Source organism: Sphingomonas hylomeconis (genome assembly GCF_025370105.1).
GTDB classification, from domain to species: Bacteria; Pseudomonadota; Alphaproteobacteria; order Sphingomonadales; family Sphingomonadaceae; genus Sphingomonas; species Sphingomonas hylomeconis.
On record NZ_JANQBK010000011.1, the window covers coordinates 35,677 to 50,470 of the forward strand.

General features: G+C 67.9%; 12 protein-coding genes. All 12 read right to left on the reverse strand.

The annotated features are described in order from the left end of the window. Positions 1–99: 99 nt before the first annotated feature. The gene (xrtA, locus tag NV401_RS13025; protein ID WP_261294867.1) at positions 100–1,638 is read right to left on the reverse strand and encodes an exosortase A; all 1,539 of its coding nucleotides are present in this window, start codon (positions 1,636–1,638) and stop codon (positions 100–102) included. Further along, positions 1,635–2,843, reverse strand: a complete 1,209-nt coding sequence (locus NV401_RS13030) for a TIGR03087 family PEP-CTERM/XrtA system glycosyltransferase (protein WP_261294868.1) — start codon at positions 2,841–2,843, stop codon at positions 1,635–1,637. Before NV401_RS13030 ends, xrtA begins: the two co-directional genes overlap by 4 nt. Further along, on the reverse strand, positions 2,843–3,922 hold the full coding sequence (locus NV401_RS13035) for a FemAB family XrtA/PEP-CTERM system-associated protein (protein WP_261294938.1): 1,080 nt from the start codon (positions 3,920–3,922) through the stop codon (positions 2,843–2,845). The genes NV401_RS13030 and NV401_RS13035 overlap by 1 nt, the downstream gene beginning before the upstream one ends. A 2-nt stretch (positions 3,923–3,924) precedes the next feature. After that, a complete protein-coding gene (locus tag NV401_RS13040) occupies positions 3,925–4,764 on the reverse strand; it encodes an XrtA system polysaccharide deacetylase (RefSeq protein WP_261294869.1) in 840 nt (279 codons plus the stop codon). A gap of 1 nt (position 4,765) precedes the next feature. Next, positions 4,766–6,043 (reverse strand): AAA family ATPase, encoded by a 1,278-nt coding sequence (locus tag NV401_RS13045; protein ID WP_261294870.1) that lies wholly within the window; start codon positions 6,041–6,043, stop codon positions 4,766–4,768. A gap of 79 nt (positions 6,044–6,122) precedes the next feature. Beyond that, on the reverse strand, positions 6,123–7,727 hold the full coding sequence (locus tag NV401_RS13050) for a hypothetical protein (protein WP_261294871.1): 1,605 nt from the start codon (positions 7,725–7,727) through the stop codon (positions 6,123–6,125). Then, positions 7,724–8,677 (reverse strand): AAA family ATPase, encoded by a 954-nt coding sequence (locus tag NV401_RS13055; protein ID WP_261294872.1) that lies wholly within the window; start codon positions 8,675–8,677, stop codon positions 7,724–7,726. The genes NV401_RS13050 and NV401_RS13055 overlap by 4 nt, the downstream gene beginning before the upstream one ends. Then, positions 8,674–10,197 (reverse strand): XrtA system polysaccharide chain length determinant, encoded by a 1,524-nt coding sequence (locus NV401_RS13060; protein ID WP_261294873.1) that lies wholly within the window; start codon positions 10,195–10,197, stop codon positions 8,674–8,676. Before NV401_RS13060 ends, NV401_RS13055 begins: the two co-directional genes overlap by 4 nt. Before the next feature lies 1 nt (position 10,198). Continuing rightward, positions 10,199–10,840 (reverse strand): XrtA/PEP-CTERM system exopolysaccharide export protein, encoded by a 642-nt coding sequence (locus tag NV401_RS13065; protein ID WP_261294874.1) that lies wholly within the window; start codon positions 10,838–10,840, stop codon positions 10,199–10,201. Between the two features lie 98 nt (positions 10,841–10,938). Next, positions 10,939–12,177: a pyridoxal-dependent decarboxylase, exosortase A system-associated gene (locus tag NV401_RS13070; protein ID WP_261294875.1), complete on the reverse strand. Its 1,239-nt coding sequence runs from the start codon at positions 12,175–12,177 to the stop codon at positions 10,939–10,941. A 66-nt stretch (positions 12,178–12,243) separates the two neighbouring features. Then, positions 12,244–13,665 carry a transcriptional regulator PpsR gene (ppsR, locus tag NV401_RS13075; protein WP_261294876.1) on the reverse strand — a complete coding sequence of 474 codons (1,422 nt, stop codon included), beginning with the start codon at positions 13,663–13,665 and terminating at the stop codon, positions 12,244–12,246. A gap of 30 nt (positions 13,666–13,695) precedes the next feature. Beyond that, on the reverse strand, positions 13,696–14,589 hold the full coding sequence (locus tag NV401_RS13080; RefSeq protein ID WP_261294877.1) for a cobalamin B12-binding domain-containing protein: 894 nt from the start codon (positions 14,587–14,589) through the stop codon (positions 13,696–13,698). Positions 14,590–14,794 lie beyond the last annotated feature (205 nt).

Consider the following 14,794-nt stretch of genomic DNA (forward strand, 5'->3'; position numbering starts at 1 on the left):
ACGGGGGCATTACAGGATCCACGCGCGTCAGCCAAACCACTGACAGGTCCAGATCGCTCATGGCCGCGCATCGCCTCCGCGACAAGGCCGGGCTGATCATCAGCGGACAGGCATGCCCGCCGCGCGGTCCGCGACTTGCTCGACCGGCCCCAGCGCGGCCAGGAACCGCGCCAGCACCGCCCTCGTCTCCACCCCCGGCTGCACCTCGGCCGAAAGGTGCACCGCCACCGCGCGCTGCGGCCCGCCCAGCAGCTTGGCCTCGAGCGTCGCCAGCTTCACGCGCTTGTCGCTATGCGTCAGCACGTCACCTACCCGGTACCAGGTCACCACCTGCCGCTCGACCGGGCCCGGCGCGGTGATGCGCATCGCACTGCCGCCGTCGAGATCGGGCAGATTGTCGATCCGCACCCAGATATCGTCTTCGCGCAGCACCCCGGTGCCGAACGACACCAGTTCCTTGCCCTCGCGCTGGCTGCCATAGACGGCAAGCGCGAGATCGACGGCATTGCCGGCACCGTCGCGGTAGCGCCCGATCAGATAATGATCGGCGCCGGGATAATAAGGCGACCAGGGCGCGCGCACGCTCATCGCGCTGCGCTGCCAGCCAGGAACCACGGGCAGCGCGATCGCCTCGGGCAGGACCTGCGCGCGCCCGGCGATCGCCCCCGACCAGGCCGGGAACACCGCGGCGATCGTCAGCACCAGCGCCGCCGCCACCAGCGTATCGATCCGCGCGCGTGGCTGATCCTGCAACCGCGCGGGATCGAACACGGCATCGTCCGGCGCGCGATCGAACCAGCGCCAGCCGAGCGCGATCACCGCCGCCATGACCAGGCCGAAGAACACCCAGCCATAGACGATATGATCCATCCCTGTGGCGCGCTCGACCGAGGTCAGATGCGCGGCATAGATCGTCCCGAACGCGCGCAGGCCGTTGGCGACGATCGGGACGATCAGCGCGACGAGCATGAAGACCAGCCGGCGGCGCCACGAGACGAAGCAGACATTGGCGACCAGCGTGCCGTAGGCGATCATCGCGATGACGAACTTCGCGCCCGAACAGGCCTCGGCCACTTCGAAATAGCCGTTGGGAATGGTGATCAGCACGCCATCCACTTCGGCCGGCACGCCGAACAGATGCAGCAGCGGCATGATCATCTCGACCGTCAACGTCTGCAGCGGCGCTTCCAGTCCTTCGCCGAACGGCACCAGGAACACCGCATAGCAGAGTGGAAACAGCAGCCCGCGCGCGACGTTCGGCCCGAGCAGCGTCACCACCGCACCCTGCAGCATCATCACCACCCCGAGATGCCGCGCCAGCGCCACGCTCGCGGCCTCGCCGAGCAGCCAGCCGAACCCGCCAACCGCCACCAACGCTAGCCCCGGTGCCCATGCCACCGGGGTCAGCGCGGCGAGCTGCGTGCGGCGCTGCCAGACCAGCCAGGCCAGCACCGGTGTGATGAACAGGCAGTGCCCGAACGTCGTGCTGGTCCACCAGATATGCGCCAGATCGCCGGCATCGCGGCGGAACAGCGCGATCAGTGCAATCGCCACGCCGGCCAGCACCAGCACATGTCGCCGCCACGTCGCGTCGGTCGTGGGGCGGGCCGTTGCGGCGACGGGCAGCGCGATTGTCATGCCGCGCGCCGCGGCGGTTGCTTGATGCGGAGGCCCATGATCTGGTCGAGCGGCGCGAGCCGTGCCGCCCAGCTATAGCGCTGCTGCACCTGCGCGCGCGCGCGTTGCCCGAGATCCGCGCCAATCGCGGGATTGCCGAGCAGGATGCTGACCTGTTCCGCCAGTTCGCCGACCGTCTCACCCACACGGATCGTGTCCTGATGATCGATGCCCTCCGCGGCGGCAGCGGATGCGACCACCGGCCGCGCCATCGCCATCGCCTCGAGCACCTTGTTCTGCACGCCGCGCGCGAGTTTCAGCGGGGCGACGACGACCGCGGCGGCGGCGAGCCAGCCGCGTACGTCGGCCACTTCGCCGGTCACGATCACGCCGCGATGCGCTGCAAGCGCCTTGACCGCCTCGGTCGGGGCGCGGCCGACGATGGCGAACCTGGCGCCCGGATGATCGACCTGGATGTGCGGCAGGATCGTCTCGACGAACCAGGTCACCCCCTCGATATTGGGGCGATAATCCATCTGCCCGGTGAACACGATGAGCTGGCCGATCGTATCGATGCGTTTGAACGCCGCCTGCGGATCGAACAGCTCGGTATCGATCCCGTTCTCGACCGCGAAGACGCGCTCGGCGCCCGTCTTGTGGCGGAACAGCGCCGCCTCCGCCTCGCTGACGAACAGGCTGGCCGTCGCGGTCTTCGCGACCGCTTTCTCGTATCCGGCGAGCAGGCGCCCCTCGCGCCGCATCATCCATCCGGTCGGCCCCCACGAGCCCTTGCCGTAATCGGCGAACTTGGCCGAATCCATGTCGACGAAATCCATCACCACGTCGGCGCGGCGGTGGACCGGGATATATTGCGCCATCTGGCTCGAAAAGACGTAGATCGTATCGATCGGATGGCGCGCCAACACCGCATCCACCGCCTGTTGCAGCGGCCGATCGGCAAAGGCGGTGAGCGACACCGGTTTGCGCCGCAGCAGCGCCTGCACCGCCGCGGTCGCGCGCGATTTGGAACGCCACAGGATCGAGCGATGCCCGGTATAGGGCGCCAGCCCCTCCTTGCGGTTCATGTCGCGCGGATCGTCGGCAAAGGCGATCAGGTGCACGCGCTTGCGCGCGGCGAGGAATTTGAGGATGTGGAAGCCGCGGATCTTGTCGCCGCGATCGGGCGGATAAGGCACGCGATGTGCCAGAAACAGGATGTCGCCCATTACCCCAGTCCCTTGGAGATATGCGGGCCGATCACGTTCGCCGCCCATAACGGCAGCTTCTTCCACATCTCGATCTTCGCCCGGTAGCGCGGGCTCAGCGGATTGATGTCGCGAAGCATCTCTTGGGAAGCTGCGCGTTTGACATACATCAAGGGTTGCGGCGTGAAACCCCAATTCTTCTTGAACGCCGCCGGCCCCGTCCCGGCCTTGGAGCGCCCGAAATCGAAGCGCGTGCAGCCCCTGCCCCGGGCATGCGCCATCAGCGCGAAATACATTCGATCATTGGCGCGCAGCCCCCGCGCCGCCGCCGTGCCACCACCCCAATAGGGATAGGCGGTGCCGTTGAAATACAGGCTGAGCACGCTGGCGACCGCGGCGCCGCCCGCGCGCACCGTGAGGATGTCCGCCGCATCGCCGAATTCCGCCAGCACCTCGCGGAACAACGCGGCGGGAAACACCGGCGTGCCCAGATTGCGCACCGATTCGGCGTAGACCGCATAATGCGCCTTGCGGTCCCCGGCGCCGCTGCCGATCTCGACGGCGAGATCATTGTCGAGGCTCTTGCGCACCTCCGCGCGCTGCTTGCGCGGGATCGCAAGCAATTCCGCCTCGTCGCTCGCCGCCAGCGGCCGGACGAAGCCGAGATAGGTGTGTTCGTCGCGGTGCCATTCCGGCCCTTCGGCCGGGCCGCCGCGCAATTCCAGCGTTGGGCAACGCAGCGCCTGCGCCAGTGCCCATGCGCCGTCGCCGAGCACGCGTATGGCGGCCGGATCCGCCGCCAGGATCCCGCCATCGACGGCAAAGCCGTTCGACACCAGCGCGCGGCCGAACAGCGGCGAGGCGATTTCGGTCAGCGGCACCATCCCGGCGAGCGAGCCATCCGCGCGCTCGGCAACCAGCGTATGGCTTTTATGGCCGCACGCCCGCGCCACCGCGACGCTCCATGCCGGCAGGTGAAACGGCGTCGCCGCCGGCTGCACGCGCACCCAGGCATCGATCCGCGCGCGCTCGGCGGGATCGGCGAGATCGACCGACCGCAACGTCAAGGTCGGGGCCAGCGGTGTTGCCGGCAACGGCATGGTCACGCGAGCCGCTTCCGCGCCTCGGCCACCACCGCGTCCATCCGGCCCCAGTCGTGTCCGGCGATCAGGCCGCGCAGCTTGCCTGCCATCGCCTCCAGCCGGCTGTAATGCCTCAGCTTCGAGCGCAGCGGCGCATTGCCGACACGCGGCTGGCCGGGATCGATCTCCCAGGGGTGGAAATAGAATATTGCCGGCTGCCCCTCGCGCGACACCTGACGTACCGCGAAATTCATCAGCTGCGCCGGCAGCAGGCGGAAGAACCCGCCCCCCGTGGCGAGCCTCTTGCCCGGCAGGTCGGCGACCGTCACCGGCACCTCGATCAGATCGGCACCGGCGATCGGGCGGAAGGCATAGCGCGGCGCTTCCGGCCAGCCATAATGATCATGCGCGATCGGCGCGACGCTCGAAGAATAGGCATAGCCCGCGGCGGCGAGCGCCTCGTGCGCCCAGGGCGTACGCTTGTCGATCGAGAAGCTTGGGGCGCGATAGCCGGTCACCGCCTGGCCGCCGGCATCCTCCAGCGTCTTGCGGGTGCGCGCCAGATCGGCGCGGAACGTGGCCGGATCCATCGTGAACACGCGCTGATGGTCCCAGCCATGGCTTGCCACTTCGTGGCCGGCATCGGCGATGCGGCGGATCAGCGCGGGATGGCGCGCCGCCACCCAGCCGAGCGTGAAGAACGTCGCCTTGACCCCGCTTTCGCCGAACAGGGCCAGCACGGCATCGGTATTGCGCTCGACGCGCCGCTCGAGCCCGTCCCAATCGGCCTTGTCGATCACCTTTTCGAACGCGCCGACCTGGAACCAGTCCTCGACATCGACCGACAGCGCGTGGCGCATGTCAGCGTCCCGCAGCGGCGCGCACCGTCGCGGCATCGGGGCGGGCATCCACCTCGACCCAATCGACCAGCAAGGTCAGCACGCGACGCAACGCCGCTTCCTGCTCCTCGATGCGGCTTTCGAGCGAAGCGATGCGCTCGCTCAGCGCGGTGTCGACGGGCGCCGGCGTCTCCGCGACCGGCGCGGGCTCTGGCGCCATCGCGGGCTCGGGCTCTACTGCCAGCTCGGGCTCCGGCACGGCGACGGGGTCGGGCACCGGCGCGGGCCGGACACGGACCAGCGGGTCCTCGCGCGGCGCGCGGATCGGCAGCGGCTCGCTCGGCGGCGGCACATGGAAGATCGGCCGCGGCCCCTGTACCGGGGCCTGGACGGGGGACGCTACCGGTTCGGGTGCGGGGGCCGGTTCCGGCTCCGGCTCCCGCAGGGTGAAGGCGGCGGGCGCCACGGCCGGGCGCACCGATTCCGGTGCGTCACCGGCGATATCCGCCAGCACGGCGGCGACGATTTCGCTGTCGATCACCGCGGCCTGCTCGATCGCACCGAACAGCAAGACCCGCCCGGCCAGCTGGTTCAGCCGGCGCGGCACGCCGCCCGAGCCGTGATACAGCGCCTCATAGGCATCGGCGGTGAAGTGCGGATTGTCCTGCCAGCCGACCAGCGACAGGCGATGGACCATATAGGGCTGGACTTCCTCGGGCCCCATCGGATCGAGATGGTGCATCGCGATGACCCGCTGACGCAGCTGTTCGAGCCGCTCCGAGCCATGCAGCCGCTCGCGGAATTCGGGCTGGCCGAGCAGGAAGATCTGCAGCAGCGCATGCCCGCCGGCCTGGAAATTCGACAGCATGCGTAGCTCTTCGAGGCTCGACACCGGCAGCGCCTGCGCCTCGTCGACGATCAGCAGCGTGCGCTTGCCGCCGCGCGCCATGGCATGCAGCCCGCGTTCGATCGCGGTGAGCAGCTGCGACTTGGTCAGCCCGGCCGTCTCGACCTCGAGCCCGCCGGCAACCAACCGCAGCAGATCCTCCGCCTCGATCTGCGTCGAGACGATCTTGATGACGTGCAGCCGGTCGCGATCGACCGTCGCGGTCAGATGGCCGACCAGCGTGGTCTTGCCCGCGCCGACATCGCCGGTGATGACGATGAAGCCCTCGCCCTGCGCCAGGCCATAGCCGAGATAGGCCATCGCCTTGCGGTGCGTGGCGGTTTCGAACCAGAATCGCGGATCGGGAGTCAGCTGGAACGGGCGGCCGCTCAATCCGTAATGGTCGTCGTACATCGTCACCACCTTGCACCGGCGTAGCTCGGGTCTACGCCATCATCCTAACCGGAACCGGTTAACCGATCCTTCACCGTCGTCAGAAGCTGTAGCGCACCCCGACCTGCGCCTGCGCCGACGTCTGGTCGTCCGCGCCCTCCTGGCTGAAATTGTAGAGGCCGAGCGATGCAGTCGTGCCGATCCGCCCGAAATTGCGGTAATACAGCCCGGTCGCCCCGAGCGAGGTGATGCCCGGCTGCGTGCCGAGCCCGCTTTCGTAATAATTGGCGAAGACATCGGTGTTGATGCCCGAATTGCGGTCCAGCGTCGCGTTGAAATAGGCCTGGGCGTAATAGCTCTCGTCAGTTACGCCGACGATCGAATAGCTCGTGCCGGGCGGCGAATAGAAGCGCCGATTGGCATAGCCGATGCCCGCACCGAAACTGATCGGCCCGCGATTGACCCCGATCACGCCGTCCACGCCGCGCGCACGGTAGCTCGAGCTGGAGATCGACTGGAACACGCTGTTGAGGCAGCCGCCGGCCTGCTCGCTCGACTGGCCGAACGTGCAGCCGGAGAATTGCTGGCCGAACGTGTCGCGCTGATCGATGAAGCTCGACGGCAGCTGGGAGATACCGTCGCGCAACTGTCGCCCGAACGTCTGCACGCTGTCGTACACGCCGATCCGCATGCCGAGCGAATCGCTCGCGGCATAGCTGAATGATCCGATATAGGTCGTGCCGCCATAGCGTTTGCCGACCCGCGCCTCGAGGAAGGTGCGCGGGCTCGGCCGCCACAGCACGCCGGCATCGTAGATCAACCCGTCCGTCTCGTAAGCGATGCGGCGCGGCGCGCTCTTGTCGGTGACGAAGCGGCCATCGGCATCGACCACCGGCTGGCCGGTGCTATCGACCAGCGCAGCCCGCTGGCTGGTGGTGATCTTCTCATAGCCGACGCCGGCCGCCAGCGCGAGCGTGCCCGACACCGGCAGCACCGCATCGGCGCGGCCATATTTGCCCTCGTAGCGCTGGTCGAGCTGCCCGGCATCGTCGCGCTCATAGGCGGCGCTGGCGGTCAGGCCGATCGGCAGCACGGTGCCCGGCTTCACGCCGATCGACGCCTGCGCCAGATGGCTCTTGGAATCGTCGAACGTATCGAGCGGCGGGCTGCCGGGCAGGACGCCGGTCGATCCCGGCGCCTCGACCTTGGTATAGCCGAAGCGATAGCTCGCGCCGACGCTCGCCGCGCCGAGATTGCCGGTATAGGTCGGCCCGACATAAGCGGAATAGACCTGGCTGATATTCTGGTCGTTGGCCGACAGCACGACCGGGGCCGCGCCGCGGATATCCGAGCGCGCGCGGGTGGCGAGCGCGCCGCCCTCGATGCTGAGCCCGGGCGCGACGCGCACCGCGGCGCGCGCCAGCCCGCTATGGATATCGTCGTCGCCGACATCCTTGTCCCAGCTGATGTTGCGCTGGTACTGATAGCTCAGCTGCAGCTCCACGGTGCGCGTCTGCACCGTCGCGTCGATCCCCGCGGTGACCGTCGAATAGGTCAGCACGTCCCCCGACTGGAGATCGGCGGTGAGCACCTGGCCAAGCTCGATATACGGCGTGACCTGCGTCCGCGCGCGATCACGCGCCGCCGCCGGGGACGCCGCAAGCGCGCCGAGCGCCCCCGCGGCAAGGAGAATGGACCGCTTCATGCCGCGTCTTCCTGTCCGTAATAGCTGCCATAGCGTCGGCCGCCGGGCGCGTACGACACGGCGTTCAACACCAGCTGGATATGTTCGCACCCATCAAGCTGCGCGACCGCATCGCGCAGATCGCTCTCGCTGGTCTTGTCGGCGCGCACCACGAGTACGACCTGCCCGACCACACCCGCCATCACCGATGCCGGCGATGCGGCCAGCGCGGGCGGCGAATCGAACACGATGATCCGCGTCGGATCGGCGGCCAGCAAATCGGCGATCACCGCCTGCGTCCGCCCGCTGGCGAGCAGTTCGGTATCGGTATTGCTCTGCGTGCCGGCCGGCAACAGGCTGAGCTGCGGAATGTCGGTTTCGACGATGCAGCTTTCCACGTCGATCGTCGGATCGCCCAGTGCGTCGAGCAGGCCCGGGCCGTCGCGCACGCCGAGCTGCGTCATCACGTCGGGCTTGGCGACATCGGCGTCGACCAGCAGGACCTGCACGTCGCGCTCCGCCGCCAGCGAGATGGCGAGGTTGATCGCGCAATAGGTCTTGCCGTCATTGGCATTGGCCGAACAGACCAGGATGGTGCGTGCCTTGTCCGCATCGCCACCACGGATCGCCCGCGCGGTGATCAGCAGCTGGCGTTTCACCTGGCGGAATTCCTCGACCAGCGCGCCGATCGGCGCACCGGGAACGAGCAGCCCCTTCTCGGCCAGCATCGCGCGATCGATCCGCACCGAGGCCCCCCCGGGTGACGCGGTACGCAACGCAGGCGTGTCGAGGTCGAGCGGCGCCTCCGGAAGCGCGTCGACTTCGTCGTCGAGGCGCGTCGGCAACGGTGCCGCGGGGACCGATGCTGGCGCCTCCGCCGGCACGACCGGCGCCCGCAGCGGCGCGCTGAAATCATAGGCCTCGGCCGCGCGTTCGAGCAGCGACGGCCGGATCTTGCGCATCTCGGTCATGCCGCCAGCCCCCGCGAAATCATCTCGACGCCGAGCAGCGCCACATAGGCGACGGCCAGCGCCGCGGCGCCACCGCCGAAATAGAGCAGCTTGCGGCGTCGATCGGCATTCTGCGCGCGCGTCACCATTTCACCGATCGAGCCGATCACCGGCATGCCGCTGGCCTTTTCCAGCCGCCCGGCGGTGGCGAAGGTGGTGCGCAACTGGCCCAGCGCGAAGGCCGCACCGATCCCACCGAAGATCGCCGCGACCAGCACGCCGGTCAACAGCAGCGGGCGGTTCGGCGCGGTCGGCACGCGCGGCGACGTCGGCGGATCGATCACGCTGAACTTGATCGCATCGGTCTGCGTCTGCGCCTGACCGCGCAGCTTGATGTCCTCGCGATCGGCGAGCATCTTGTCGTACTGGTCCTTGAGCACGGTATAGTTGCGCTCGATCTGGCTCTGTTCGGCGGCGACCGCGGGATCGCCGGCAAGCTTCGAATTGATCGTGTCGAGATCGTTCTGCAGCTGCATCTTGCGCATCGTCAGCGCCGCGACCTGCGACTGCTTCTCCGCCTGCATCGACCGCAGCGACAGATAGAGCGGGTTGGGCGAGCCCCCGGCCCCGCCGCCGCCGGCCATCGGCTCGCTGCGCGCCGCCGCCTGAGCGGCGCCGAGCTGGTTCTTCAGCGCGATCATGTCGGGATGATTGTCGGTATAGCCGCGGCCCCGCGCTTCGGCGATCTGGCCCTGGATCAGATTGAGCCGCGCGCGTGCCGGCCCGGCCGCCGCCGCCGCGCCGCCCACGCCCGGGATGCTCTGCGGCGTGCCCGCCATCTGCCCGTTGACCGCCGCGAGGCTCGATTGCGCCGCGGCGAGATCGCTCTCGACCTGCGCCATCTGCGTGCGCGCCGTGCCCATCCGGTCGGTCAGCGATCCGGTGCCGGGCAGCGAGCCCATATAGCGGTTCTGGAAATCGGTGCGCTTGGCTTCGGCATCCTGCAGCTGCTTCTGGCGCTGTTCGAGCTGCGCATCGAGGAAGCCCAATGTCTGCGTCGTCTCGTCGCGATCGCCGGCGAGATTTTCCTCAACGAAGATGTCGATCAGCTTCTGCACGATGCTGCGCGTGATCTTGGGGCTCGATCCCTTGGCGGTGATCTCGAACAGATTGTCCTGCTGCGCGGTGACCGTGATCGCCTTTTGCAGGCCGGCCACGCGGTCGGCGACGTCGCGATCGGTCTGCACTGTATTGGCCAGATCCGTGCCGCGCACGACCTTTTCGAGATTGACCGCGCTGGTCAGCGTCTGGCGGACGCGATCGACGTCCTTCTGCTGGTCGATCGCGGTGATCCCGACCTTGGAAGGCAGGATCGTCTGCATCTGTACGAACACGCGGGCGCGCGATTCATAGCTGTTGGGAATCTGCGACACGCCCAGCCAGCCGAGGATGGCGATGACCCACGCCACCGCCATCGCCAGCCAGCGCCGCGTCCAGATCGCGTGCAGCGCGAGGTGCAGCTCGTCGTACAGACCGTTCATCTCAGAACATGCTTTCCGGGATGATGATCACGTCGCCCGGCTCGAGCCGCACATTGGCGCTCGCATCGCCGTTCTTGAGCAGGCTGGAGAGCTTGATATTATATTCGACCTGCTTGCCCGTGCCGCGATCGTAGCGCACCAGCCGCGCCTTGTTGCCCGCGGCATATTGGCTGAGCCCGCCGACGGCGATCATCGCGTCGAGCAGCGTCATGTTCGCGCGATACGGGATCGAGGCCGGCTTTTCCGTCGCGCCGACGATGCGCACCTGCTGGCTGAACGTCCCGCTGAAATTCTTCACGATCACCGAGACGATCGGATCTTTGATATATTCGCTGAGCGCGATCTTCATGTCGTCGGCCAGCATCGCCGGCGTCTTGCCGACCGCCGGCATGTCGCTGATCAGCGGCGTGGTGATGCGCCCGTCGGGGCGGACCTGCACGTCGGAGGACAGTTCGGGATTGCGCCACACGAAGATCTGCAACTGATCGAGCGGGCCGATGATATATTCCTCACCCGGCCGCTCCTGCGTCGCGACGAAGCTCGCCGGCGGCAGCTCGGATCGGCCCCCGCCGCCCATGCACCCGGAAAGCATGGTGGCCGTCATCGCCACTGCCGAAACCGCCTTCAGACCATCGAAACGCATCGCACGAACCTCCTGCCGCCATCGTCCGGCGGAGAGGTCACTCCGGCGCGGTTTGCGGGCTATCCTCGGGCTATGCGTCCGGTCCGGTAAAAATTGCGTTAGGAACGAGTGGCGTAGGCCAGCAATTCTGCCGGCAGGCGGTGCCCGAGAAACCCGCTGGGGCTGGCCGAGAGGCCATAGGCACCGGCCATAAACACCGCGATCAGGTCGCCCGGCGCGGCGACAGGCAGCGTCACGCGATCGGCCAACCGGTCGAGCGGCGTGCACAGGCAGCCGACCACCGACACCGTCTCAGTCGGCGCTTCGGCGGCGGCGGTCGCCACGGCAACCGGATAGTTGCGCTTCACCACCGTGCCGAAATTGCCCGAGGCGGCAAGCTGGTGGTGCAGCCCGCCATCGACGACGAGGAAGGTCTCGCCGCGGCTTACCTTGCGCTCGATCACGCGCGTCAGATACACGCCGCACTCGCCGACGATGTAGCGCCCGAGCTCGATCGCGAAGCGCGATGGCGCAAGGATCGCGGGGCGCGCGGCGAGCGCCGATGCCAGGGCGTCCCCGATTGCGGGAAGATCGATCGCGCGGTCGCCGGCGAAATAGGGAATGCCGAAACCGCCACCCAGATTGACCAAAGGCGGCGCCGCGCCGACCTGGTCGGAGAGGCGCGCCGCCAGCGCGATCGTCGCGGCCTGCGTCTCGATGATCGCCGCGCTGTCCAGCGACTGCGACCCGGCAAAGATATGCCAGCCGCGCCAATCCGCCCCCGCCGCGCGCAACCGGCGCACCACGCCGGGCGCTTCGTCCACATCGATACCGAACGGCGAGGCGCGACCGCCCATCTTCATGCCCGAGCCGCGCAGTTCGAAATCCGGATTGACCCGTACCGCGAGGCGCGGCGTGATGCCGAGCCGCCCCCCCGCCGCCAGCGCGCGATCGGCTTCGCCCACGGATTCGAGATTGATCGTCGCACCGGCGCGAATCGCCGCTTCCAGTTCCTCGACACGCTTGCCCGGCCCGGCGAAGCTGATCGCCGCCGCCGGCTTGGCGCCGAGCGCGATCGCCAGCTCCCCGTCCGACGCCACGTCCAGCCCGTCGAACCATGGCGCCACCGCCGCGACCATCGCGGGCAGCGGATTGGCCTTGATCGCGTAATGGATATCCACGCCCGGCAATGCCGCGCGCAACGCCGCCGCCCGCGCCGCGACCATGCCGAGATCGTAGACGAACAGCGGCGTATCGCCCTCGGCGGCCCACTCCGCCGCCGGACGTCCGCCGATCACCAGCGGTCCTGGCGCGGCAAACGCTGCCGGCACCGCGCCCATCGCCTTTACCGGGGCCATATCAGGTCCTTCGCCGCCGGGCGGCAGGGGATGCGCCGGGGAAACGCCAACGGGCCAGCGCAGCGCTCAATTGTCGCCCGAGACCAGATTTCCCAACCCATGGCGATGCAGCTTCGAGTACAGGCTCTGTCGGCTGACGCCGAGCACTTCCGCCGCCGAGGCGCGATTGTCCGACGTGTAGGTCAGTGCCGCTTCGATGCACAGCCGCTCGATCAGATCGGTGCTCTCGCGCACGATCTCCTTCAGCGACATGCGCCCGACCAATTCCGTCAGTTGCTCGACCGAGCGCGGCGCGTCGGTGAGCGCCAGCGGCGGCTGGCGCAGCCGGCGGCCGACGTGCCGGATGGTGAAGCCGTAGCATTCGCTGCCGTTCATCGGCGCGACCACGCCCGACACCTCGATCTCCGCCTGCGCGCCGGCGGTGCCGCGCAGGATCGTGGCGACGTTGCGGACGGCGCCATGTTCGCGCAGTTGCGCGACGATCAGTTCGAGGTCGATCCCGGGGCGGCCGAGCCACGAGCCGAGCCGCGCGCCCACGACACGCTCGATTGAGGGCATTTCGGCCAGTTCGACAAAAGCCGCGTTCGCGGTCAGCACGATTAGGTCGCGATCCACCAACACAAACGAATCAGGCATCCGCTCGACGACGTCGCTCAGCGTCGCGTCGTAGCGGTGCCCGGCGGCGGCGGCATCGGCGGGATCGATCCGCACGATCAGCAACGGCTGGCGGGCTTGGCGAAACAGCCGCGCCGAGACCTGCGCTTCGCCGCGATGCGCCAGCCGCACCGCGACCGGCGCGAGATCGTCCGCCGCCTCCGCTGCGCCGAGATAGGCGACGAGATTGTCGCGATCCGGCGCCGCGACGATCGCATGCACCGGCCCGCCGACCAACGTGCCGTCGGCGGCGTCGAGCAGGCGATGCGCCGCCGGGTTCGCCTCGCGGATACGGCGCGTATCGGCATCGACGATCAGCACCGCGTCGGACGCCATGTCGAACAGCAGACGGTAGCGCGTCTCGGCTTGGCGGAGCCGGATGTAATCGCGTTCGAGCGACTGCTGCGTCTGGAGCAGCCGCTGCTGGACCGTGGCCGCGCCGCGCATGTCGCGCCCGATCGCGATCAGCCGCTCGCCCAGCGTCATGACCAGATATCGTACCGGCACATCCCCGCCGGCCGCGGCGTGATTGACCTGGCGCCAGCGCGGCGCGCCCGCCGTCCCGGCCGCGGCGAGCATTTCCCCCACCTTGGAGCGGCTTTCGACCGTCATCGTCTCCGCCCAGGGCTCACCGACCCAGCCGGCGAACCCGTGATTGGCGAGATCGCCCTGCGTCACCGCAACGTCGAGAATCGTACCATCACTGGACAGGATGAACGCGACATCGCCCACTGCGGCCAGCAGCGACGCAGCGGTGCCGGCCGACAGCGAGCCGGGCAAGATGTCGGCTTTGGTGAACGCCGGCTTGGCGGACGAGGCGATAGGCTTGTTCATTGACGAGCGTCGCGCTCCAATAGGCCAATATCAATTACACGCCGTGGCCTCCCATTCGCGTTCGCGGACGAGTTCCCCAGCGACCTTCAGCGCAAGTTTCGCATCGCGGGCGGTGCCGTCGGCCCCGACCTGATCGGCAAGATCAGGGTTCGCGCTGAAAATCCTGCCCCCGACCATGATGCAGACCTGCGAATTTCGTGAAACGTTCCGCAACGCAGCAATGATCGACGCCAAATCGGCGATATGGTAGTCACAACTAATCGTCAATCCGATCATATCGTACCGCTGTTGGGCGACGCGGCCGAGCAGTTCGGGGATCGGCGCCTCGGCGATCCGGTCTGTCAGCCAGCCGCCCAGTCGAAATACTTCGTCGATCACGACAATGCCGAAACTGTGCTGATCGCCCGGCATCGACGCGAACAATGCCCGATGCCGACCGGCCTGCGCGCTCGGCGCGCGGCCGGCGATCTCATGGACCACTTCCTGCAGTCGCCACAATCCCATCGTGACGTCGACGAAATCGCAGCGATCCTGTTCCCAATATTCGCCGAGCAGGCGTGCGGTGGGAGCGAGCAGATCGACCATCACCGTCTCCACCGCCACGCCGCGATCGAGGATCGCCTCGATATGCGTCAGCAGCGCATCGGCATCGATCTGCATCACCAGCGGCGCGAACGCGTCGATTTCGGCGGCATGGATCGTCTGGGCGTCGGCGAACACCGGCGTCCGCGTATCACCGGCATGGACCGCCATCAGGCGCGGGATGATCTCGCTTTCGATCAGCGTCGACAGCGACTGCGCATAGTTGCGCTCCAGCCGCCCCCGGAACGCGCTGAGTTCTTCACTGCTTATGCCAAACTTGGCGACGCACGGATCGCCGGCCAGGTCGCGGCCACCACGCTCGATTTGGGTCATCGATGCCATCACCGGCTCTCCCCAGCCTGGTCGACACTTTCGCGATACTGGACGCCACTCGATATATAACTGAGTTAGCCGCGACTCGTAACTTATGCCTGTTCCCGGGCGCTGACAACCGACAACCGATGCTGCACGGCAGCATGTGTCTATTTGTCTGGACGTCAAATGTTATTGACACTTTGAGTTGGCGGCGCCTAGTCTTGGCCAACCG